Annotated in this window: 23 protein-coding genes; 9 read left to right on the forward strand and 14 right to left on the reverse strand. The window is 57.0% G+C overall.

Features of this window, described 5'->3' with window-relative positions:
* The first annotated feature begins 4 nt into the window (after positions 1–4).
* Together AB1724_14125 and AB1724_14130 are read left to right on the forward strand one after the other, a co-directional pair.
* Positions 5–472, forward strand: a complete 468-nt coding sequence (locus AB1724_14125) for a CBS domain-containing protein (GenBank protein ID MEW6078947.1) — start codon at positions 5–7, stop codon at positions 470–472.
* Between the two features lie 6 nt (positions 473–478).
* A complete protein-coding gene (locus AB1724_14130) occupies positions 479–1,459 on the forward strand; it encodes a cation diffusion facilitator family transporter (GenBank protein ID MEW6078948.1) in 981 nt (326 codons plus the stop codon).
* Positions 1,460–1,476: 17 nt separating this feature from the next.
* On the opposite strand, the gene cysK is transcribed toward AB1724_14130, so the two are convergent.
* From cysK to AB1724_14200, 14 genes are all read right to left on the reverse strand, one after another.
* The gene (gene cysK / locus AB1724_14135) at positions 1,477–2,406 is read right to left on the reverse strand and encodes a cysteine synthase A (protein MEW6078949.1); all 930 of its coding nucleotides are present in this window, start codon (positions 2,404–2,406) and stop codon (positions 1,477–1,479) included.
* Positions 2,403–3,374 carry a serine O-acetyltransferase EpsC gene (gene epsC, locus AB1724_14140; protein ID MEW6078950.1) on the reverse strand — a complete coding sequence of 324 codons (972 nt, stop codon included), beginning with the start codon at positions 3,372–3,374 and terminating at the stop codon, positions 2,403–2,405. The genes cysK and epsC overlap by 4 nt, the downstream gene beginning before the upstream one ends.
* 238 nt (positions 3,375–3,612) lie before the next feature.
* Entirely contained in the window at positions 3,613–4,788 is a 1,176-nt protein-coding gene (nifS, locus tag AB1724_14145; protein MEW6078951.1) for a cysteine desulfurase NifS, read from the reverse strand.
* A complete protein-coding gene (nifU, locus tag AB1724_14150; protein MEW6078952.1) occupies positions 4,785–5,618 on the reverse strand; it encodes a Fe-S cluster assembly protein NifU in 834 nt (277 codons plus the stop codon). The genes nifS and nifU overlap by 4 nt, the downstream gene beginning before the upstream one ends.
* A gap of 18 nt (positions 5,619–5,636) precedes the next feature.
* Positions 5,637–6,257: a class I SAM-dependent methyltransferase gene (locus AB1724_14155; GenBank protein MEW6078953.1), complete on the reverse strand. Its 621-nt coding sequence runs from the start codon at positions 6,255–6,257 to the stop codon at positions 5,637–5,639.
* A 51-nt stretch (positions 6,258–6,308) separates the two neighbouring features.
* Entirely contained in the window at positions 6,309–6,635 is a 327-nt protein-coding gene (locus AB1724_14160) for a type II toxin-antitoxin system RelE/ParE family toxin (protein ID MEW6078954.1), read from the reverse strand.
* Positions 6,635–6,910 carry a type II toxin-antitoxin system Phd/YefM family antitoxin gene (locus tag AB1724_14165; GenBank protein MEW6078955.1) on the reverse strand — a complete coding sequence of 92 codons (276 nt, stop codon included), beginning with the start codon at positions 6,908–6,910 and terminating at the stop codon, positions 6,635–6,637. The genes AB1724_14160 and AB1724_14165 overlap by 1 nt, the downstream gene beginning before the upstream one ends.
* A gap of 173 nt (positions 6,911–7,083) precedes the next feature.
* Positions 7,084–7,857, reverse strand: a complete 774-nt coding sequence (locus AB1724_14170; GenBank protein ID MEW6078956.1) for a sulfite exporter TauE/SafE family protein — start codon at positions 7,855–7,857, stop codon at positions 7,084–7,086.
* Positions 7,858–7,875: 18 nt separating this feature from the next.
* Positions 7,876–8,415 carry a molecular chaperone TorD family protein gene (locus tag AB1724_14175; protein MEW6078957.1) on the reverse strand — a complete coding sequence of 180 codons (540 nt, stop codon included), beginning with the start codon at positions 8,413–8,415 and terminating at the stop codon, positions 7,876–7,878.
* Positions 8,412–9,638: an NrfD/PsrC family molybdoenzyme membrane anchor subunit gene (nrfD, locus tag AB1724_14180; protein MEW6078958.1), complete on the reverse strand. Its 1,227-nt coding sequence runs from the start codon at positions 9,636–9,638 to the stop codon at positions 8,412–8,414. The genes AB1724_14175 and nrfD overlap by 4 nt, the downstream gene beginning before the upstream one ends.
* 2 nt (positions 9,639–9,640) lie before the next feature.
* A complete protein-coding gene (locus AB1724_14185) occupies positions 9,641–10,315 on the reverse strand; it encodes a 4Fe-4S dicluster domain-containing protein (protein MEW6078959.1) in 675 nt (224 codons plus the stop codon).
* Positions 10,312–12,852, reverse strand: coding sequence for a molybdopterin-dependent oxidoreductase (locus tag AB1724_14190; GenBank protein MEW6078960.1), 2,541 nt, complete (start codon positions 12,850–12,852; stop codon positions 10,312–10,314). The genes AB1724_14185 and AB1724_14190 overlap by 4 nt, the downstream gene beginning before the upstream one ends.
* A gap of 26 nt (positions 12,853–12,878) precedes the next feature.
* Positions 12,879–13,622, reverse strand: coding sequence for a 4Fe-4S binding protein (locus AB1724_14195; GenBank protein MEW6078961.1), 744 nt, complete (start codon positions 13,620–13,622; stop codon positions 12,879–12,881).
* Positions 13,623–13,653: 31 nt separating this feature from the next.
* On the reverse strand, positions 13,654–14,394 hold the full coding sequence (locus AB1724_14200; GenBank protein MEW6078962.1) for an HD domain-containing protein: 741 nt from the start codon (positions 14,392–14,394) through the stop codon (positions 13,654–13,656).
* Between the two features lie 172 nt (positions 14,395–14,566).
* On the opposite strand from AB1724_14200, the gene AB1724_14205 reads away from it, so the two are divergent.
* The 7 genes from AB1724_14205 to AB1724_14235 all read left to right on the forward strand — a co-directional run bounded on the left by AB1724_14205 (position 14,567) and on the right by AB1724_14235 (position 20,952).
* Positions 14,567–15,247 (forward strand): Crp/Fnr family transcriptional regulator, encoded by a 681-nt coding sequence (locus AB1724_14205; GenBank protein MEW6078963.1) that lies wholly within the window; start codon positions 14,567–14,569, stop codon positions 15,245–15,247.
* 14 nt (positions 15,248–15,261) lie between these two features.
* On the forward strand, positions 15,262–16,770 hold the full coding sequence (locus tag AB1724_14210; protein MEW6078964.1) for a methylenetetrahydrofolate reductase C-terminal domain-containing protein: 1,509 nt from the start codon (positions 15,262–15,264) through the stop codon (positions 16,768–16,770).
* 111 nt (positions 16,771–16,881) lie between these two features.
* Positions 16,882–18,495 (forward strand): hydroxylamine reductase, encoded by a 1,614-nt coding sequence (gene hcp / locus AB1724_14215; GenBank protein MEW6078965.1) that lies wholly within the window; start codon positions 16,882–16,884, stop codon positions 18,493–18,495.
* A 6-nt stretch (positions 18,496–18,501) separates the two neighbouring features.
* Entirely contained in the window at positions 18,502–19,296 is a 795-nt protein-coding gene (locus AB1724_14220) for a 4Fe-4S dicluster domain-containing protein (GenBank protein MEW6078966.1), read from the forward strand.
* Between the two features lie 14 nt (positions 19,297–19,310).
* Complete coding sequence (locus AB1724_14225) at positions 19,311–19,631, forward strand: cupin domain-containing protein (GenBank protein MEW6078967.1); 321 nt, start codon at positions 19,311–19,313, stop codon at positions 19,629–19,631.
* Between the two features lie 165 nt (positions 19,632–19,796).
* On the forward strand, positions 19,797–20,402 hold the full coding sequence (locus AB1724_14230; GenBank protein MEW6078968.1) for a CBS domain-containing protein: 606 nt from the start codon (positions 19,797–19,799) through the stop codon (positions 20,400–20,402).
* Positions 20,403–20,415: 13 nt separating this feature from the next.
* A complete protein-coding gene (locus AB1724_14235) occupies positions 20,416–20,952 on the forward strand; it encodes an HPP family protein (protein ID MEW6078969.1) in 537 nt (178 codons plus the stop codon).
* Positions 20,953–21,323: the final 371 nt, after the last annotated feature.

Here is a 21,323-nt window from a genome sequence, read left to right on the forward strand (position 1 = left end):
GGCCATGACACTCTGCGCGAAAGACATTATGGTGACGGATTTTGACAAAATCCATGTGAACGCCCCCATGGAGGATGCCATCAACATGATTCTGAACGGAAAAATCAGAAAATCAGGACATAAGACCATCAGTCTCATGGTTCATGACGATTTTCTGCGGCTGGCCGGCGTCATTACCATGTTTGATATCCTCTACCATCTCCGGCCGACGTATCTGAATTACGGCATCAACGGCGACGAGGTTTCCTGGGAAGGTCAGACCGAAAAACTTATCCATGATTTGAAAAACAAAAAAGTGCATCAGATCATGAGCCATAATATTGTCAGCACCTCTCCCGACGAGCACCTGATGGCCGTGCTCGACCGCATGGTAAAAAACCGTTACCGCCGGCTTCCGGTTCTGGTTAACGACCGGCCCATCGGAGTCGTTTATATCTCGGATATCTATTACCGGATGTTTGCCCAGGGATAAATAGTGATGAAGGCGTTCCGGACCCGCCTCCTGTCGATCGCATTGTCTCTGATGGTCAGCGTTATACTGCTGGCGGTGAAATTCTACACCTACCATATCACCCATTCTTCAGCCGTTCTGTCCGATGCCCTGGAATCCATCATCAATGTGGTTGCCGCCGGATTTGCCCTGGTCAGTATTATCCTTGCGGCGGCCCCGCCGGACAAAAGCCATCCCTACGGCCACGGTAAAATCGAATTTTTTTCCGCCGGCTTCGAAGGCCTGCTGATCGCCCTGGCCGCCATCGGCATCTTCTGGACCGGCATCCCGCGCATCTTCAATCCCCTGCCCTTACCCCGCCTGGAGTCCGGTCTTCTCTTAATGGCCGCCACCAGCGGCGTCAATCTCCTTCTGGGTCTTTTTCTGATCCGCATGGGCAAAAAAACCGATTCCCTGACCCTGATGGCCGATGGCCGGCATGTACTGACCGATGTGTATACCACCGTCGGCGTCATTCTCGGCCTGGTCCTGGTTTACTTCACCGGCTGGTATCGGCTGGACGGAATTGTAGCCTGCGCCGTGGGCGTCAATATTCTGTTTACCGGAATGATGCTGGTGAGAAAGTCCTTCGGCGGATTGATGGATGAGTCTGATCCGGAACTGCTGCAAATCGTTTCGGAAACCATCTGCCGGCATCGCCGGGAAAACTGGATCGACATCCACCAGTTGCGGGCTTTCCGTTCCGGCGCCCTGATCAACATCGACCTGCATCTGATCCTGCCCGCCGATTTAACTCTGGAAACAGCTCATCAGGAAGCCGACGAGATGGAGCAGTTGATCATCCGGCGTTTTGACGGCAGAGCCGTAGTCATTATTCATATGGATCCATGCACGGACGACGATTGCCCGGTCTGCGGGAAATTTCTTTGCGAACATCGGGCACGTTCACAGGAAAAAAGCCCGACCTGGCCATGGCAGGCTCTGGTCCGGCAGGAGACGGAAAAATAATCTTTCCCCATGCTTTCTCAGGCAGGATCTGAAAAAAGCTCTGTACTGAGGTAACGCTCGCCGGTGCTGGGAAGAATGACGACGATGGTTTTTCCGGCCGATTCGGGGCGGGCGGCGATGGTCAAGGCGGCGGTCGCGGCCGCGCCGGATGATATCCCGCAAAGCAGACCTTCTACCCTGGCCAGACGCCGGGCGGTATCGAACGCTTCCTCATTGGTCACCGCAACGACTTCGTCGATCACCGACCGGTCCAGCACGCCGGGAATAAAACCGGCGCCGATTCCCTGGATCTTGTGCGGCCCGGGCTCCCCCCCGGAAAGTACCGGTGACGCGGCGGGTTCGACGGCGACGGCTTTAAAAGACGGCTTCCGCGCCTTGATGGCCTGACCAACGCCGGTGATGGTGCCGCCGGTGCCCACGCCTGAAACGAAGATGTCCACCTGGCCGCCGGTGTCCCGCCAGATCTCCTCGGCGGTGGCGGCCCGGTGGGCCGCCGGGTTGGCGGGATTGCTGAACTGATCGGGCATGAAGGCGCCGGGAGTAGCGGCCGCCAGTTCCACGGCTTTGGCGATGGCGCCTTTCATGCCCAGCTTCCCGTCGGTCAGCACCAGTTCCGCGCCCAGGTGCCGAAGCAGTTTTCTCCGTTCCAGACTCATGGTTTCCGGCATGGTCAGACATAGCCGGTATCCCTTGACGGCGCAGACAAAGGCCAGACCGATGCCGGTGTTGCCGCTGGTCGGCTCGATGATGAGCGTTCCCGTCCCGATCTTTCCTTCTCTTTCCGCGGCTTCGATCATGGCCGCGGCGATCCGGTCCTTGACGCTGCCAAGGGGATTGAAGTATTCCAGCTTGGCCAGGATCGTCGCCCGTCCGCCCTGGTTGATCCGGTTCAGCCGGACCAGGGGCGTATTTCCGATGGTGTGCCGGATGCCGGGGAAAATGTTCATGCTCTTTTGCCTTTCTTTCTGTAGATCAGATGGGGTGTCTCCAGCATGACGGTGGTGTCGGGCGGGACCGATTCCGTGATCCAGACGTTGCCGCCGATGACCGACCGGGCGCCGATGACCGTATCCCCGCCCAGGATGGTCGCACCGGCGTAGATAATCACGTCGTCTTCGATGGTGGGATGCCGCTTCTTGTCTCTCATTTCCTCCACAATTTCCTTGGGAAGGGACAGGGCGCCCAGGGTCACGCCCTGGTACATCCGGACGTTCCGGCCGATATCGGTGGTTTCGCCGATGACCACGCCGGTGCCGTGATCGATGGCGAACCGTTCGCCGATGTTGGCGCCGGGATGGATATCGATGCCGGTTTCACCATGGACATATTCCGACATCATGCGCGGCAGCAGCGGAACGCCGAGGGCGTGAAGGATGTGCGCGATGCGGTGAACGGTGACGGCGAACATGCCCGGGTAGCTGAAGATGATTTCGTCATAGCTTTTGGCCGCCGGGTCGCCTTCGGAGATGGCGTTGATGTCCCGGCCGAGAGTCTCCTGTAGTGCCGGGACCGCTTCCAGCAGGGCCAGGGCGTTTTCGTGCCCCCGCTCGGCGCAGGAGGTGCAGGCCAGGTCGTACTTGAAGCATTCGTGCCGGACGCTCCGGCGGATCTGTTCGGATAGCATGTCGAACAGCTCGGACACGGTGGTGCCGATAAAATAATCCAGGTTCACCGGGTCAAGATGGCCGTTGCTGAAATACCCCGGGAAAAGAATGGCCCGCATTCTATGCAGAATGTCGATCACCGCGTCCCGGGACGGAAGCTGTTCGTAATCGATGTGGGCATAGCATTTGGTGTCGTCGCACCCGGCGGCGATATTCTTCACGATCCCGGACAGACGGGAACGAAAACCGGAATACGCCGCCACATCAGTCCGGCACTTCTTGACGCGCCGATTTCCCTCTTTGCTTTTCATGTTCAGTCTACCTCGATAAGATCCTTGCGCTCTTTTCCAACTGACAAAAAGCATTAATTATTAACTGTTAACAATTGATTATTATTTATTATTTCTGATAATCTTTACCGCAAAATCAATAAGCCGTTCCTGGATATCGTCGCCTTTGGCCATATCAAATGAGCACTAATAGATTGTTTTAATAATCAATAATCAATTGCTAATTGATAATAATTAATTTGTAAGAGTCGATGGTTTTCTATTGTACTTTGCACGCCTTATCCCTCCCGAACGGCGACAATTCCCGGAGTCGCTGGATAATGGGCGGCAGCTTTTCGATGACCACATCAATCTCAGCCTCGGTGTTATAGGTGCTCAAACTGAACCGGATGGAGCCGTGGGCCGCCGTGAAGGGCACGCCCATGGCCCGGAGCACGTGGGAGGGTTCCAGCGATCCGGAAGTGCAGGCCGAACCCGAGGAGGCGCAAATGCCGAACTGGTCCATCATCAGCAGGATGGATTCGCCTTCCACGAACTCAAAACTGATGCTCAACGTGTTAGGCAGCCGCTCCTCCTTGTGGCCGTTGATCATGGCATGGGGAATGACCTGCAGCAGTCTCTGCTCCAGCCGGTCCCGCATGGCCCGGACGCGGGTGTCGATTTCGTTCAGGTGGGCGCCGGCCAGTTCGGCGGCCCGGCCCAGGCCGACGATGGCGGCCACGTTCTCTGTGCCCCCCCGCCGTCCACGTTCCTGGTGTCCGCCGATTAGGAAGGGTGAAAATTTCGTGCCTTTGCGGACATAAAGGGCGGCGATCCCCTTGGGCGCGTGAATCTTGTGGCCGGACAGAGAAAGCATGTCCACCCCGGCCTTCTGCACGTCCACCGGGACCTTGCCCGCGGCCTGGACAGCGTCGGTGTGAAAAACGATGCCCCGCTCCCGGAGCTTGCCGGCAATCCGCTCAATAGGAAAAAGCACGCCGGTTTCATTATTGGCCCACATGAGGCTGACAACGGCCGTGTCATCGGTCAGATGGTTGTAGAGATATCCTTCATCCAGATGGCCCTCCCGGTCAACGGGCACCCAGGTCACGCGATACCCGTTTCCGGCCAGGTGCTCGCATAAATTTTTTATGGCCGGATGCTCCACCCGGCTGGTGATGATGTGTTTCTTCTGGGGACTGGAGGCGATGGCCGCCCGGATGGCGGTGTTGTCGCTTTCCGTGCCGCAGGAGGTGAAAATGATCTCTTCGGGCGAGGCGTTGATCAGGGCCGCCACTTTCTCCCTCGCTTCGGCAATGTGCCGGCCGACCTGGCCGCCAAAGGAATGCATGCTGGAAGGATTGCCGTAATGATCCCTGAGAAAGGGCAGCATGACTTCCAGAACCTCCGGTGCCACGGCCGTGGTGGCGTTGTTGTCCATGTAGATTACCGTCATGGTTTCACCTCCTCGACCACCAGATCCGGGGTCACCATCTCCCGCAGCCGGGTTTCCACATAATGCTTGAGCGTCACCTGGGAGGCCTTGCAGGAGGCGCACGTGCCGGTCAGCTTGACAAAGACCTTATTACCGTCCACGTCGATCAGTTCGATGCTGCCGCCGTCCTTCTTCAAGGCCGGCCGGATTTCCCGGTCCAGGGTTTCCTCGATGAGCCGGATCTTCTGGATGTTGGTCATTTTACCTGACACCGGCGTGATCAGAATTTTCTGCCGGTTGTAAACATCATCGATGATCTTCTGGATGTTCTCATGGCATTTGCCGCAGCCGCCGCCGGCCTTGACGTAATTGGTCACGTCCTCCACGGTCTTTAAATGGTTTTCACGCACGGCCCGCTCGATGGTCTTGTCCGTAACCCCGAAGCACTCGCAGACCAGGTTGCCGTCGAGCTGCTTTTCCGCCTCCCCCCGGTAATTGAGAATGGCCTTTTCCAGGGCTTCCCGGCCCATGACCGAGCAGTGCATCTTTTCCTTGGGCAGTCCGCCCAGGAAGTCGGCGATGTCGTCGTTGGTGATCTTTTCCGCCTCCTCCAGGGTCTTGCCCATGAGCATCTCGGTCAGGGCCGACGAGGAGGCGATGGCGCTGGCGCAGCCGAAGGTCTGGAACTTGACGTCCTGGATGCGTTTGTTCTCGTCGAGCTTGAAGGTCAGCCGCAGGGCGTCGCCGCAGGCCATGGAGCCCACCTCCCCAACCCCGTCGGCATCGGGGATATCACCTACATTCCGGGGGTTTAAAAAATGGTCCTTGACCTTGTCCGTGTATTCCCACATGAGTTCCTCCTTCCTGGGTTAGCCGTCATGTTTTTTATATAATGTATATACATAGGGGCGCGAATCACCGAATGGATTGATGTAGACATACTCCTCATGGTCCCTGAGTTCAAACCGTTGTCCCATACGTCTGTTGATTTCTTCAATGGAATAACGATGAACCTCAAGACCGGCGCATTTTTGAGCACCCGCGGTTGAAAACTCTGCCAGTAACGCCCACCCCCCCGGCTTGATCGCGGACCGTAGGTTGGTAAAATATCCCTGGATGTCCTGTTCGTTGAGCAGGAAATGGAGAACGGCACGATCAATCCAGATATCCACCGGGGGGATATCTGCCGGTAGGGGTTTGGAGATGTCATGGTGAAGCCACGTCACTTTTCCGTTAGACCCGATTCTGTCCTTAAGCTTATTCAGGGCATCGTCGCTGATATCATTCAAAATGAGGTTGTGCCCTCTGGCCAGGAGTTCGTCGACCAGTATAGATGTCCCCGCGCCAGGAAGAAAAATCCAAGCCGGCGCGTCCTGCGGAATCCGATCAAGAAATTTGATCGTTTGCGAAACATCCTTCTCATACCAGCCGAGTTCAGTATCGGCTTTCTTTGAAAAGATGGCATTCCAGTGATCTCTTGATGTCGTCATATTGTCCTCTGTGAATGTTGTCAGTTCGTTGTTGCCGCTGTGCGATGCACATTATGCGCCCAGCAATCGTCGTTGCAATACCGACTGCATGTCACGACGGCCGTCGACAATCAACAGCACATAGACGTTCTTGCCGATAACGCGGTAAATGATGCGGTAAGGCTTGAAAAAAACTTCCCGGTATTCACGAATCCCCAGTTCCAGCAATTCTTTCGGATAAGCGCCGCGGTCGGGGTGTTCGGTCAAACCGGTAAAAGCCTTCTCGATTTTTTCCAGGACATGATCGGCTTTTTGAGGGGAGTCGTAACGGGAAAGCCAGGCATATAATTCGTTCAGGTCTTCGGCCGCGTCTCTGGTCAGCCATATTTTACAGGCCATCAGGTGACCTCTGTTTGTTTCTTCAGCCGGCCAATCACCTCTTGCGCCGTTAATACCTGGCCCTCCTCGATCTGGCGCATGCCCAGGGCCAGAATTTTCAAAAGCGCCATGGTCTCCCGGGTTTGCTCATAGCTTTCGATATCCTGGATGACCGCTTTGGCTTCACCGTTCTGCGTGATGATCATGGCTTCCCGCTGCTCGTTCAGATTCTTTATGATTTCAGAAGCATGTGACTTAAAATAACTGATCGGTCTGACACTGCCGGACAGTCTCATGACAGCACCTCCTTTTTTTATGAGACTTAATTTAGTCCATATTCGGGTCTTGTGTCAAGATTTCGGTAGTAGATGCCAGCTTACATCTTCTTCCTTCCCAGAACTGCTCCTCTGATCGAAATGGTGACCACCTAAAATCCATACAATCCAAAAAGCGTTGGTGCCGCCTCGCCTCACATTAAGCCTGAAATAAGTCCGATAGCAACAACTATCAGTAAGGCGGATACAGCCAACTGTATGAAACGAATGGTAACCTTTTTCAGTATTTTGGCTCCGACGTAAGCCCCGAGAAAGGCGGAAATGCTGGCAGCACCTGCCAGCCCCCACTGGGCGTTATTCCCATACGCCAAGGCGCCTGCACCATATACTGTCATTCGAGATAAATCCACCATGACCGCAAGTACAATACCGGTTGCAACGAATGCTTCCTTACCGAGGCCGGCCTTAAGCAAAAACATGCTCCTGAAGGCGCCCTGGTGACCGGAAAGTCCTCCGAAGAAGCCGCTAACGACTCCACCTAAAGGCAACCACTTCCTATCAAGTTTAATTCGTGAAAAACGCTCTGACAGTTCCAGGGCAACAAATAGAATAATAAGAATTCCGATTACCAGTTTTATTGACGAGATTTCGACCTCTCGGCCAAAAGCTATGTAATGATAGATGGCTGGGACTGATCCTATCCGATTGAGCAGTGTTGCACCTATAAGGGCGGCTAGGACGGCAGGAACGCCAAACTTGATTAGGACGGATTTTTCAGACTGCCCGCCCATCAAACCCACTTTGAACAGGTTATTCGCAAGATGGACTATCGCGGTAATGGCGATGGCAAGTTCTATTGGGAAAAAAAGGGCTGTTACCGGCATCAGTAGTGTGCCCAAACCAAAACCTGAAAACAAGGTAAGACCAGATGCAATAAGCGCCGCTACGCAGACAACGATATATTCCATTTCTTCCTCCTGAATAGATTACATTATGGAAAACACCTTCTCGACATACCCGGAGAATGTCAGATAACAACCGGCGTCATCAACACTTTGAATGCTCTTGAAAAACAAGGCCAGCCAGGAGCGCAGATGCTCCAGAACAAAACGGTAGTCCGCCAGAATTCTCTCCGACTCCTCCCCTTCCCCGGCCTGGCGGAGCATCAGCGACAACAACGCCAGAAACTCCAGCTCCACGGCGATGTGATCGGCCGGTTCGCCGGTTTCAAAACCATAGGACTGATAGAGTTGCTCCAGGATAATGGTGGACGGCCCCATGATGACTCCTTCCAAGTAATAAGAGCCGTATGGTGGACAGGGTGCTTCCGGATAGGCGTTGATGAACAGCCGGACATACTGGTTTTGCAGAGCGGTCAGGCTCATTTTTCCCGGATCACAGGCCTCCGGCACGTCAGGAGCAGGCAACAAGGCCTTGAAAGCGCCGGTATCCGGCAAGTTTTCCGGATAGCTGAACAATCGGGAAAGCGCTTGGAACACCTCCGGTTCTATCACCTTCTGATTCATGAATCCGCCTTTTTCAGGATGGGCAGCCGGTCGATGGCGATGATGAGCAGAAAACAGGCATAGGCCATCACCCCCAGGGTGATCACGATTTCAACGGCGCTGGGGAAATAATGATAATGAGATACAAAGGTGTCGGTCATGGGGGAAAACCGGCCTGATGCGACCGGGACCGGCCAGGAAAGATTCTGAATCCCAAAGGGGTGGATGGTCAGGGGCATGTGGTTGAAGGCCGCGGGCATGATCAGTAGCCGATGGGCGAAAATGCCCGAGACCAGCAGCAGGCAGGCGGTCATCATGACCCCGGCACGTTCCCGGGCCCGTCGGTTTAAGAGCAATATGACGCCGGCCAGGGGCGCCAGCACCTCATACAGATGCACGCCCAGATTTTCCTGAAGGGTGATCTTCAGCGCACCCAGCGCCTCATCGTTCCCGTACCAGGCATTGATCACGAAATCGTTGTACATCAGAAACAGGTGAATAAAGAGACAGACGGCGATAAAAACGGCCATGATCCGGTAAGCCTGGCGGTGGCCTTCCTTCAGGCCGTATGCCATCAGGGCGATCAGCATTACAAAGGCCGTGCCCGAGGCCATGGCCGCCGCCACGAAATCCGGCGCCATTACCGCCGAATGCCACCATTCCCGGGCGCCCTGAGTGGCGAATATCCAGGCCGTGACCACATGAATGCCGATGGCGGCCACCAGGGAAAAGGGGGCGATCCGTCTGGCCCATCTATCCGAAAAGGCTTCCGGATCAGACGGCAGCAACCCCTTGAACGGACCGGCGGCAATGTCCGGGAGCATGAGCAGGACAAGGTAAGTCAGCGACAGCCCGGCATACAGGCTCAACACAATGATGTCCCAGATCAGCGGGCTTAAAAACTGGGGATGAAGCAGGAGGTTGATGACCCGGAACGGCTGGCCCATGTCCGGCAGAACGATCAGCATGGCGGCGGTCACGTTGGCAAAAGCGGCCAGGGCGCCGATGCGGGCAAACGGTTTTAATTCGGTCACGCCGAACAGATAAATCATGGAACTGAGCACCAGCCCGCCGGCGGCATTGCCCACGAAAAAGGCCAGGGTGGATATGTACAATCCCCAGGAATAGGAATTCTGCAGATGGGTCAGCACCAGTCCTTCCCGGTACTGGATCACCCAGGCAACCAGTCCGGCCAGCATCAGCAGGCCGGTGACGCCAAGACCCGTTTTTTTGCGTATGGTCATGATTATCCCTCCTTTCGCGCCGGCGGCAGGTAATAAACATTGGGCTTTGTTCCCTTGTCGGCCAGCAGGGTAAAGCCGTTCTTCTCCGCTATCAGGCGGGACACCGTGCTGTCCGGATCGTCCAGGTCGCCGACGAACCGGGCTTTGCCCGGGCATCCGCGGACGCAGGCCGGATCGAGCCCTTGAGCGGCGTAATGCACGCAGAAATTGCACTTTTCCACCGTGCCCTTGATTCGCGCCGGCATATACACCAGCCGGCCGTCGAGCCGATATTCGTCCGGAAAGCCGAAACGATATCCAGTCTGGTATTCATATTTTTTCATGGCGCGGGCCGGGTCTTCCCAGTTGAACTGGCGCACGCCGTAGGGACAGGCGGCCATGCAGTAACGGCAGCCGATGCAGCGTTCGAAATCCACCAGCACTTCGCCCGCCTCCGTGACATAGGTGGCCTGAACCGGACAGACCTTGACGCAGGGCGCGTTGGCGCAATGCTGGCAATGGATGGGCAGAAAATAGGACCGTCCCTTGACCGGCGGCGTCAAATGATGGTCGCTGCCCGGCGTTACCACCCGGTTCCACCAGGTTCCGGCCGGCTGGGCGTTGTGCTGTTTGCAGGCCACGGCGCAGGAGCGGCAGCCGATGCATTTTTCAAGATCGATAACCATTCCTCTTCTCATGCGTCCACCCTCCTTGCATCCACCAGGCATTCATTCCAGGCCGTTGTCGGCGACCAGATTCCCGGGACGAAATAGATCTCGTGCAGGGGCTTGATCCAGGGCATGGTCAGTGAGTTGTAGGATTCGTTCTGGAGATACCGGGCCCACCAGCCCTGTTCGAAAATCACGGTACCCGGCCGGCATCCCGGATCGATCACGGCATAGGCCCGGGTTTTGCCGCGATTGTTGTATACTTCCACCAGATCGCCGGACCGGATCCCCCGCTGCCGGGCATCGGCTTCATTGAGAAACATCTTGGGCTTGTTGCCCTGAAGTTCGTTCAGCCAGACATTGTCCGAATGGGTGGAATGCACCCGGTAGAGGGAATTTTTGGTGACAAAACGGAGCCGGTACTTGTTTTTCGCCTCCGGGTCCGCGGCGTATTCCGTGTCCACGAAAGTGTCTTTATGGACCGGCAGTTGTTCTCCGGTCTGGAGAAAAAGGTCCTCGTCCTTGTAAAACTCGATGCGGCCGCTGCGCACGAATTTCGCCGTGGCTTCCAGAGGGGCGGGATAACTGGGAGGCGGGAACGGGTGCCGATCGTGAACCTGCTCGTAAAACGGTACCTGACGGTCCCCGGGCGCCCGGGAATGCAAACGGACCGGGCCTTTTTTGAGCATGTCCAGGGTAATTCCCCGGGTCTCTTCCCCGCCTTTTTCCAGCAGCATCTCGATGATTTTGAGGCTGGCGTCGGTATCGTTTAATTCCGGATAATAATATTTTTCAAATTCCGGGTTCAGCCGCCTGGCCAATTCCCGGGCCAGAAAAAAGCCGTTGCGGCTTTCAAACAGCGGTTTGATGGCCGGCTGCTGCAACTGCAGATAGGGATGGAGGATGGTCGCGGTCAACTCGTAATTTTCATACCAGCAGGTGCCGGGAAAGACCACGTCCGACCACAGGCAGGACGTGGTCATGTTGAAGTCAAAGGTGACCACGAACTCGATATCCCCGGAAGCGGCCCGGTCTTTTAGCTGGTTGGCCATGTTGTGCTGATCAAAGGGGTTGCCCCAGCCGCCCACCATGGCCTTGATGCCGTTTTTCGGATAGCGCTTGCCGCCGCCCTGGAGAAAATAAAGATACGGCACCCAGTTTAATTTTCCTTCCTTCGGGAGCCACCATTCGGCCAGATCAAAGCGGATGCGGTACTGCCCGGCATAGGTGGAAATGCCGCCGCCGCTTTTGCCGATGCTGCCGGTCAGCACCGGGATCAGGGAAATGGCCCGGCCTTTCAGGTCGCCGTGATACCACTGATAATTGCTGGCACCATAGATCACATGCACCGGCGTATGCGTAGCGGCTTCAACAGCGACTCGCTCAATGGCATCGGCCGGAATTTCGGTGATGGCCGACACCTTGTCGAGCGGATAGTCGTCCAGCATCTCCCGCAGTTTTGTGAAAACCGTTTTGACTTCCACCGTGGTGCCGTCCGTCAGTTCAACATCATAACGGCCTTCCAGATCGGCCCCGGTGGGATCGAGACGTTCGGGGTTCAAAACCTTGAATCCGCCGTCGGCATGAATCACATAAAGGCTCCGGTATTCCGGAATGGCCCGACTGGTGGCCTCACCGGCCAGGGCTTTGACTTCCCCGGCCAGCAGTCGTTTGCCGGAATCGGTCCGGACCAGGATCGGCATATCGGTGAAATCCTGTAAAAAGGCGGTGTCATACAACCCCCGGTCGATGATGACCCGGGCCATTCCCAGGGCCAGGGCCGCGTCCGTATCGGGCTTGATGGCCAGCCACTCGTCCGCCTTGGCGGCGGTGGAGCAGAAATCGGGATCGACCACCACGACCTTGCCTTCCTTTTTCGCTTCGATGAGATGATGAACATCGGGAAGCCGGGTCTGGACCACATTGGAACCCAGAATAATGGTATAGCGGGAGTTGAGCCATTCCAGGGATTCCAACTCCTCGCTCTGAACGCCGAAGGTCATGGGCCAGAACATGGGCAGATCGCCGTTCTGGTCGTAGCCGTGGTGAATGGTCCAGTTGGCCAGGGAGGCCAGACGCACCAGCGCCCCCTTGTGAACGTAACCGGTTCCCGGCACCTGAATGGTCAGGGCCACGGCTTCGGGACCGTCCTTGTCCATGATTTCCTTGAGCCGTTTGGCGGTAAAATCAAGGGCCTCCTCCCAGGTGGCCTTGCGGAACTCCCCGGAGCCGCGCGGACCGGTGCGGATGAGCGGATACTTGACCCGGTCCTTGCCGTAGATCAGATTCATCATGGACAGGCCGCGCAGGCATCCCCGGGGGTTGTAACTTTCTTCCGGGTAGTCCGCCGCCTGGATCAGGGTGGCGATTCGGCCGTCTTTTACCAGGGCATTGAAACCGCAGGCGCCGGTGCAATTGGGCGAGCAGGTGCTGCGAACGACCCGGTTTTCATCTCCGGCTGATGGTGCCGCAGCTTCCCCGGAAAAGCGCAGAAACTTCAGATCCAGGGTGGAGGCCGCCGCCGTTGCCATTCCGGCTTTAATAAAATTCCGCCTTGATAATCGCATACGGTTTCTCCATTTTGCGTTGCTTTTTAATATTTTCTTCGTTCAATTATTTCCCCTCTGGCCGATACGGTGATCACTTCCATGGGAACCGTCACCCCGGATGCCTGCATGGCTTCCCTTAAAATGACGGGCAGGCCCGCGCAGCAGGGCACTTCCATGATCAGGCAGGTAATGCTTTTGAGGCCGGCGGTCCTGAATACCTGGGCGAACTTTTCCACATAGTCCTTGCGGTCGTCAAACTTGGGGCAGCCGATCATGACGGCCCGGCCTGGCAGCAGTTCGGAATGGAACCGGGGAAAGGCCGCCGGCGCGCAATCGGCCGCCACCAGCAGGTCGGCGCCTTTTAAAAAAGGCGCCGTGGGGGGAACCAGGCGGATCTGGATGGGCCAGTGGGACAGGGCCGCCCCTGGAGCCCCGGTGGCTGTCGGCTGGTTGGCGGCCTGGCACGGTGTAGCCGCGGCAAAAGTCTGGATCTGGGCCGAGGGGCAGCCGCACGGCATAGTCGCGGGCGGTTCTGGTTTGTGCTGTGATTCCAGATGCTTTTCAACTGCTTTTTCATCAAATTCATCAGCTTCGCGCTCGATGATGTGAAGGGCGTCTTCCGGGCATTCGCCGATACAGGCGCCCAGGCCGTCACAAAGGTTGTCCGATATCACTCTGGCCTTGCCGTCAACAATCCGGATGGCGCCCTCGGCACAGGCGACCACGCACTGACCGCAGCCGGTGCATTTTTCCTCGTCTATCTGAATGATCTTTCTCTTCACTTTCATGGGGTCCTCCTGATATTTGTCGCTTCACCTGTTATTTTTTCAGCAGCGCCCGGCGGGCCACCTGCCGGCCGGTTTCCGTGAACATGCTTTTTCCGATAATTTTCTCTATCCGCTCGGGATCGCTTCCCTCTTCCTTCTCCTTTTGGCTCTCCTCTAGGTTGGTGATCAGGTCGGCGTCGTAGAGTACCTTGAAATGAATGGTTTCCTCTTCCCGGGGATGATGGTGGTGGCCGATAATATCGCACACCTCGTCGATCAGGGCCGGACGGGCGTTGGTCTTCTCCAGAATAGCCCTGGCAATGGGCGGACCTTCCTCTTCCTGATATCGGGCCGCGGTACTGTTGTGCTTGCGCTCGGCCTCGTGAATGCCGATGTCGTGGAGATAGGCCGCGCAAAGAATCACGGCCAGACCGGCCGGCGCCTCCTGTTTGCCGATCTCTTCGGCGTATCGGGCCACTTTGGAAGCATGGCCGATGCGTTTGAAATCCTGCCGGAAGTAGCGCTTCATCTCCACGGCCACCCGGTCCTTGAGCAGGTTTTCCCGCTGGGCCAGCAGCTCCGGCGGCAGGTTGCCGATGCACTGGGCCGCATGTTCGCAATAGGCCGCGCACCCGAAATCCATACCGGGGTTTAAAAATTTATGGCCGCAGGCCGGGCAGGCCCGGGTGGTGTCGTCCTTGAAAAATTCAACCGCGGCCCCGCACTTGGGACATTTGGCATCAAAAATGTCGCTCCCCCTCCAGTATCTCGTATCCTGTCCCGGACATTTCATATTTTATTCTCCTCTTTTTTTTCCGATGGCGTTGTTCTATATTTTAAACGCCGCAGGGTTGTTATCTTTTTGATTAAAGGATAATGTAATCATTATCAGCGCGCATTGACTTAAATCAAATTTTTTAGAATCTTCTTATATTATCCTGACTTTCAAAAGGAGACCAACACTCATGGATCCGGTTAAAATCATTGCCAGCGCGCCCCTGTTTTCGGGCCTTCCGGCCGATCAACTGGACAAGCTGGCCCGGATTGCCCAGCCGAAAGATTTTGAAAAAGGCGCCCTGATTTTTTCCGACGGTCAGAAAGCCGATGGATTTTACGTGGTGGCCCGGGGCCGCATCAAGGTTTTTAAACTCTCCTTTGAGGGCAAGGAGCAGATCCTGCATATTTTCGGGCCGGGCGAACCGGCGGGTGAAGTGCCGGTCTTTGCCGGCGGCGTGTTCCCGGCCAGCGCCACCCCCCTGGAAGACAGTGTGCTGCTGTTTTTTCCCAAGGCGTCTTTTGTCCGGCTCCTGGAAGAAAACACCTCTTTGGTACTCAACATGCTGGCGGTTTTATCCCGGCGCCTGCGCCAGTTCACCGTCCAGGTGGAAAACCTTTCCTTAAAGGAAGTCCCCGGCCGCCTGGCCGGATATCTGCTGTTTCTCTCCCAGGAGCAGAAGAACCGGCAACGTGTGGACCTGTCCTTATCCAAAGGGCAACTGGCCAGCCTTCTGGGCACGATCCCGGAGACCCTTTCCCGGATTCTGGCCAGGATGAAAGATGCCGGTTTGATCGAGGTGGAAGGATCGGCCATTTCGTTTCTCGATATGGAAGGACTTGAGCTGCTGGCTGAGACAGGAAAACTGTAAACTGAGAGACAACCATGCGTTCATTTGAGGCGGATCTGGCCGATCCCGGCCATTTTGTCATCACCCTGGAACTGGTGCCCAAAGCAGAATCCGGCGGCCGATCGGTGGATACGGTAAAAAACCTGGCCCTGGCGGCCCGCCAGGACGGCCGCCTGTCGGCGGTTTCCATCACCGACAATCCCGGCGGCAACCCGTCCTTGAGCCCGGATGCCCTGGGCGAGGAAATTATGGCCATGGGCATGGATGTCATCATCCATTTCACCTGCCGTGATCTCAACCGGGCCGGCATCCAGAGCCGGGCCCTCCAGCTGGAGCGGATGGGCATGAACAACATTCTGGCCCTGACCGGCGACTATTCCGGCAAAGGATTTGAAGGCCAGAGCGCGCCGGTCTTTGACCTGGACTCGGTCAACCTGCTCCGTCTCCTGACCCGGATGAATCAGAAAGCGGAACAAAAGAACGGCAAAGCATCCTTCTTCTGCGGCTGCGCCATTTCCCCCTTCAAGTATTCCGAGGCCGAATGCCACGCCCAGTATTACAAGCTGCTCCGCAAAATCCGCGGCGGCGCCCGTTATATCGTCACCCAGCTGGGATATGACGCCCGCAAATACCAGGAACTGATGCAGGTCCGCAAGGCCTTTAACCTGGAACATATTCCGGCCATGGCTTCGATTTTTCTGCTGACGCCCAAATCCGCGCGGGTGATGAATTCGGGCCGCATCCCCGGCACGGTGGTCGGCGACCGGCTGCTGCAGACGATTTGCGCCGAATGGGATGATGATAAGCGGCGGGGATATCATGCCGCCGTGGAACGGGCCGCCCGGCTGGCGGCCATTGTCAAGGGGCTGGGCTACAAGGGGATCCACATCGGCGGGGTCCATCGCAGTTTTCAGACGGTGGCGCGGATTATGGACCGCATGGAAGAACTGGCCGGAGAGTGGCGGCAATTTATCGGTGAGTTCGGTCCGCCCGCCGGCAATCCCTATTATGCTTTCCAGCCCGTAAATACCGACGGCCTTTCCGGTGACCGGCGTTTTCACGCGCCCCTGCCCCCCCAGCCCTTCTGCCGCTGCCATTATATAATGATGAAGACCGCCCATAACGCCTTTTTCCGGGCCGACGCCCTGGCGGCGCCCCTGCTGCGGCGGCTGGCGCAAAAAATCGACGATGCGGACGCCTTGCGCCGTCTGCTGAAGGCCATGGAGCGGGGCGCCAAAAAGCTGCTCCTGGACTGCCGCGACTGCGGAGACTGCGCCATCCAGCACGTCGGCTTTCTCTGCCCGGAATCCGGGTGTCCCAAACACATGCGCAACGGCGCCTGCGGCGGCAGCCGGGACGGCCGCTGCGAGGTCCGTCCGGAGAAGACCTGCGTCTGGGTCAGGGCTTATGAGCGGCTCCGCGGAGACGGCGCCGAAAACACGTTGACTGAGGGGATCATCCCGCCCCGAATGTGGGAACTCAACGAGACTTCGTCCTGGCTGAACTTCCACCTCGGCCGGGATCATCAGGCGGGAAAAAAATAATTATTTTTTACTTTTTTTGACTTAGATCAAGGCGCCGGTTACGCGAACCGGTTACAGTGGAGTCAAAATGACAGGTAAGAAACCATAACCATCTATCAAAGGAGGCTCAACATGTTTTGTTTTCAATGCGAACAAACGTCAAAAGGCGAAGGTTGCACCAAGGTCGGCGTCTGCGGGAAACAGCCGGAAGTAGCGGCCCTTCAGGATCTGCTGATTTACGTTACCAAGGGACTGGCCCAGGTGGCCCTGGCGGCCGCCAAAAACGGCGTCAGGGATCCGCAAACCGACCGGTTTGCCTGCGAAGCGGTTTTCTCCACCCTGACCAACGTGGATTTTGATCCCGCCCGTTTCCAGAAGCTGATCAATGAAGCGGTTGCCCGCCGAGACGCCCTCAAAAGCAAGGTCGGCGGTAGTTTCCCGGCCGGCCCGGCGGATTTCAAACCGGCCGGCGATCTGGCCGGACTGGTGGCCCAGGGCGAAAAAGTGGGCGTCAAATCCGATCCCACGGTCAACCCGGACATCCTCAGCCTGCGGGAACTGCTGACATACGGCATCAAGGGCGTGGCCGCCTACGCCGATCACGCCGCCATCCTGGGGCAAACGGATCCGGCCGTCTATGATTTCATCTATGAAGGCCTGGCCGCCACCCTGGACCCGAAACTGGGCGTGAACGACTATGTCGGCCTGGCCCTCAAGTGCGGCCAGGTCAACCTGCGGGCCATGGAACTCCTGGACGCCGCCAATACCGGCACCTACGGGCATCCGGTTCCCACGGCCGTTCCCCTGGGCGCTAAAAAAGGCAAGGCCATCCTGGTCTCCGGCCATGACCTCAAGGACCTGGAAGAAATCCTCAAGCAGAGCCAGGGCAAAGGCATCAATGTCTATACCCACGGTGAAATGCTTCCCTGCCACGGCTATCCGGAACTGAAGAAATACAGCAACTTCTACGGTCATTACGGCACGGCCTGGCAGAACCAGAACAAGGAATTTGAAGCCTTCCCCGGCGCCATTCTCATGACCACCAACTGCATCCAGAAGCCCCGGGATACCTACAGGGACCACATTTTCACCACCGGCCTGGTGGGCTGGCCCGGCGTTAACCACATTGCCAACAAGGACTTCTCCCCGGTCATCGCCAAAGCCCTGGCCATGCCTGGCTTTGCCGAAGATATCCGCGGCAATACGGTGATGGTGGGATTCGCCCGCAACGCCGTCCTGGGCGTGGCCGACAAGGTCATCGCCGCCGTCAAGGACAAGGCCATCCGCCATTTTTTCCTGGTGGCCGGATGCGACGGCGCCAAGCCGGGCCGGAACTACTACACCGAACTGGTGGAAAAAATCCCCAGGGACTGCGTGGTCCTGACCCTGGCCTGCGGCAAGTTCCGGTTCTTTGACAAGGACCTGGGCAACATCGGCGGCATCCCCCGGCTCCTGGACGTGGGCCAGTGCAACGACGCCTACTCGGCTATTCAGATCGCCGTGGCCCTGGCCGGCGCCTTCAACTGCGGGGTCAACGACCTGCCCCTGTCCATGATCCTGTCCTGGTACGAGCAGAAGGCCTGCGCCATCCTGCTGACCCTGCTCCACCTGGGGATCAAAAACATCCGGCTGGGCCCCTCCCTGCCGGCCTTTGTTTCCCCCAACGTACTCGATGTGCTGGTGAAAAACTTCAACATCATGCCCATCAGCACGCCGGACCAGGACCTGAAGGCGATTCTGGGGTAAGCAGAGATGAAATGGTCTCCGGAAGCTGAAGACGCCCTGCGCGGCGTGCCGTTCTTTGTCCGCAAAAAAGTGCGGCTGCGGGTTGAAGACGACGCCCGCCGCGCCGGACACAGCGAGGTGACGCTGGCGGACGTCCATGAAAGCCGGAAACGCTTCCTGCAAACGATGTCTTCCGAAGTGCGGGGATATCAGCTGGACACCTGTTTCGGTTCGGGCGACTGCCCCAACCGGGCCGTGCCGGCTGAATCCCTGCGCCGGAGACTGGAAACGGTTTTAAAGGACGCCGACCTGCTGGCCTTTCTCAAATCCGAGGTTGCCGGAGACCTGAAGCTTCATCATGAGTTCCGGGTGACCCTGGCCGAGTGTCCCAACGCCTGCTCCCAGCCCCAGATCAAGGATATCGGGATTCTGGGCGCCGTCCGGCCCGGCCTGACGGATACGGCCTGCACCGGCTGCAACGCCTGCGTCGAGGTCTGCCCGGATGACGCCGTCCGGCTGGATGAAAACATGGACAGGCCCGTACTGGACATGTCCCGCTGCCAGTCCTGCGGCCTTTGCGTCAATGCCTGCCCCACCGGAACCATCTCCGCCGCGTGCCGGGGTTACCGCATCCTGGTTGGCGGCAAACTGGGGCGCCATCCCCGCCTGGCCCGGGAACTGCCGGGAATTTACGACGAGGACGGCGTTCTGGACGTGGTCCGCGACTGCCTGGATCATTACAAACAGACCAGCCGTAACGGACGCCGCTTTGCCGAAATCCTGACCGACGACCGTTTCCGGGATCTGGCCGAAAGAAAATAAAAGGAGAACCTGACATGCTCAAACGAATCGAAGTATTCAAGGAAGGCGGCTTCAAGGACCTGACCCTCAACAAATTCCTGGTCCATGATTCCCCCTACATGCGGGTCATCAACTTCAATTTCCAGCCCGGCCAGGAACTGCCCATCCACAACCACGACGTGGAAGGCCAGCTCAGCATCGCGGTGCTGGAAGGCCGGGGCCTGTTCCTGGGCAAGGACGGCGCCGAACTGCCGGCCAATCCCGGTGACGTGCTCATTTCCGACATCGCCGAACCGCACGGCATCCGGGCCGAAACCCAGATGAGGGTCCTGGTGACCATCGCGCCCCCCATCTAGTTTCCATCCATAAATGGCCTTTTTTTGCAATCTCTGCGTCAAACCGCGGGGTTTTTTGTGCGGCGTACTTTAAGTACGCCTCCGCAAAACCCCTTGTTTTCCTTGATCTTGCAAAAAAATTCTCATTTCTGGATTGGAAACTGCTTCTAATACAGGAGACCCCCCGTGAGTCCATCAACGTCGTGCGAGAACACCCCGCTGGATATCTCCGACACGGATATCCTGGCGGCCATGAAATCCATTCCCGGCTATATCGACATCACCCCGGCCGACTTCCGGGAGGTATACCGGGCGGCCTATCTGATGGCCAGGCAGCGGATGATGGCCGCCCTCAAAGCTTCCGATATCATGCGCCGGCCGGTGCATACCGTCAGGGAAGGAGACGATCTGACGACCGCGGCCATGGTGCTGGCCGAAAACGGCATTTCCGGCGCGCCGGTGATCGACAACACCGGCCGGGTCACGGGCGTGATTTCCGAAAAGGATTTTCTGCGCCGGATGGGCGCGGGAACCGACGATTCATTCATGCGGGTCATTGCCCATTGCCTGAAAAACAAGGGCTGCCTGGCCGAGCCCATGCTCAACCGCAAGGTCGCGGATATCATGACCAGCCCGGCCGTGACCGCCCCGGCCGATATTTCCCTTAAAGACATTTCCGCCGTCCTGTCGCAAAAAGGCATCAACCGCCTTCCCATTGTGGACGCCGGCGGCAAACCGTCCGGCATCGTCACCCGCTCGGACCTGGTCAACTCTTTCTGTCAATTGGGGTAACCGGGCACTATCTATGAATTATCTCAAAAAAATGTCCGGCCATACCCAGAGCCCGCCCCGGGTCAACACGACTGAAATCATCTGGTCCTGGATCGGCAGCTTTGCCGGCATCGCCGCTGTAGGATTGATCCATCAACACCTGCTGGACCGGACCGGCCTGATGATGATCATCGGTTCCTTCGGGGCCTCGGCCGTGCTCATCTACGGCGCCATCCGCAGCCCCCTGGCCCAGCCCCGCAACCTGATCGGAGGCCACGTGCTTTCCGCCCTGATCGGCGTGGCGGCATTTCAACTTCTTGGTGGAATTCCCTGGCTGGCTGCCGCGGCGGCGGTTTCCACGGCCATTGCCCTGATGCACCTGACCAAAACGCTGCACCCTCCCGGAGGCGCCACGGCCCTGATCGCGGTCATCGGCGGCGATGCCGTGCATCAACTGGGATACCTTTACGCCCTTGTTCCCGCCGGCCTGGGAGCCCTTGTCCTTTTGATCGTCGCCCTTGTGGTCAACAACCTCGCTCCAGGCAGACGTTACCCGGAATTCTGGTGGTAATCCCGGCTTTCAAACTCCTTGATAACAATATGCGGAATTATCAAGCATGCTCGTTTAACACCTTATAAGGTAGCTAAACGTGCGCCGATTAATTTATCTCAAAGGCAATATTTTTTTCCAATATACTGAATTATATAGATATTATCATTTTATCCACTCATCACACAAATCTCTTGTAATTATCCGAAATTAACGCTAATGATATGAACTGGGGATGAAATCGAGATTTCTATCTAATAACATTGTTATGTGTTAAAAATGTCTTACTATTGCCCAGAATGTAATTGTAAATGGAAATTCCGGAAAATATGTCGGCATAGATTTAAAAGACCAATAGTATGCCCGTCATGTGGTGTACGATTTATCTTTGA

Source organism: Thermodesulfobacteriota bacterium, from assembly GCA_040753795.1.
Classification (GTDB): domain Bacteria; phylum Desulfobacterota; class Desulfobacteria; order Desulfobacterales; family Desulfosudaceae; genus JBFMDX01.

What these genes read in the sequence shown, in the direction of transcription:
- AB1724_14125 (MEW6078947.1), top strand. Translation starts at nt 5, where the DNA reads ATGACACTCTGCGCGAAAGACATTATGGTGACGGATTTTGACAAAATC.
- AB1724_14130 (MEW6078948.1), top strand. Translation starts at nt 479, where the DNA reads ATGAAGGCGTTCCGGACCCGCCTCCTGTCGATCGCATTGTCTCTGATG.
- cysK (MEW6078949.1), bottom strand. Translation starts at nt 2,406, where the DNA reads ATGAACATTTTCCCCGGCATCCGGCACACCATCGGAAATACGCCCCTG.
- epsC (MEW6078950.1), bottom strand. Translation starts at nt 3,374, where the DNA reads ATGAAAAGCAAAGAGGGAAATCGGCGCGTCAAGAAGTGCCGGACTGAT.
- nifS (MEW6078951.1), bottom strand. Translation starts at nt 4,788, where the DNA reads ATGACGGTAATCTACATGGACAACAACGCCACCACGGCCGTGGCACCG.
- nifU (MEW6078952.1), bottom strand. Translation starts at nt 5,618, where the DNA reads ATGTGGGAATACACGGACAAGGTCAAGGACCATTTTTTAAACCCCCGG.
- AB1724_14155 (MEW6078953.1), bottom strand. Translation starts at nt 6,257, where the DNA reads ATGACGACATCAAGAGATCACTGGAATGCCATCTTTTCAAAGAAAGCC.
- AB1724_14160 (MEW6078954.1), bottom strand. Translation starts at nt 6,635, where the DNA reads ATGGCCTGTAAAATATGGCTGACCAGAGACGCGGCCGAAGACCTGAAC.
- AB1724_14165 (MEW6078955.1), bottom strand. Translation starts at nt 6,910, where the DNA reads ATGAGACTGTCCGGCAGTGTCAGACCGATCAGTTATTTTAAGTCACAT.
- AB1724_14170 (MEW6078956.1), bottom strand. Translation starts at nt 7,857, where the DNA reads ATGGAATATATCGTTGTCTGCGTAGCGGCGCTTATTGCATCTGGTCTT.
- AB1724_14175 (MEW6078957.1), bottom strand. Translation starts at nt 8,415, where the DNA reads ATGAATCAGAAGGTGATAGAACCGGAGGTGTTCCAAGCGCTTTCCCGA.
- nrfD (MEW6078958.1), bottom strand. Translation starts at nt 9,638, where the DNA reads ATGACCATACGCAAAAAAACGGGTCTTGGCGTCACCGGCCTGCTGATG.
- AB1724_14185 (MEW6078959.1), bottom strand. Translation starts at nt 10,315, where the DNA reads ATGAGAAGAGGAATGGTTATCGATCTTGAAAAATGCATCGGCTGCCGC.
- AB1724_14190 (MEW6078960.1), bottom strand. Translation starts at nt 12,852, where the DNA reads ATGCGATTATCAAGGCGGAATTTTATTAAAGCCGGAATGGCAACGGCG.
- AB1724_14195 (MEW6078961.1), bottom strand. Translation starts at nt 13,622, where the DNA reads ATGAAAGTGAAGAGAAAGATCATTCAGATAGACGAGGAAAAATGCACC.
- AB1724_14200 (MEW6078962.1), bottom strand. Translation starts at nt 14,394, where the DNA reads ATGAAATGTCCGGGACAGGATACGAGATACTGGAGGGGGAGCGACATT.
- AB1724_14205 (MEW6078963.1), top strand. Translation starts at nt 14,567, where the DNA reads ATGGATCCGGTTAAAATCATTGCCAGCGCGCCCCTGTTTTCGGGCCTT.
- AB1724_14210 (MEW6078964.1), top strand. Translation starts at nt 15,262, where the DNA reads ATGCGTTCATTTGAGGCGGATCTGGCCGATCCCGGCCATTTTGTCATC.
- hcp (MEW6078965.1), top strand. Translation starts at nt 16,882, where the DNA reads ATGTTTTGTTTTCAATGCGAACAAACGTCAAAAGGCGAAGGTTGCACC.
- AB1724_14220 (MEW6078966.1), top strand. Translation starts at nt 18,502, where the DNA reads ATGAAATGGTCTCCGGAAGCTGAAGACGCCCTGCGCGGCGTGCCGTTC.
- AB1724_14225 (MEW6078967.1), top strand. Translation starts at nt 19,311, where the DNA reads ATGCTCAAACGAATCGAAGTATTCAAGGAAGGCGGCTTCAAGGACCTG.
- AB1724_14235 (MEW6078969.1), top strand. Translation starts at nt 20,416, where the DNA reads ATGAATTATCTCAAAAAAATGTCCGGCCATACCCAGAGCCCGCCCCGG.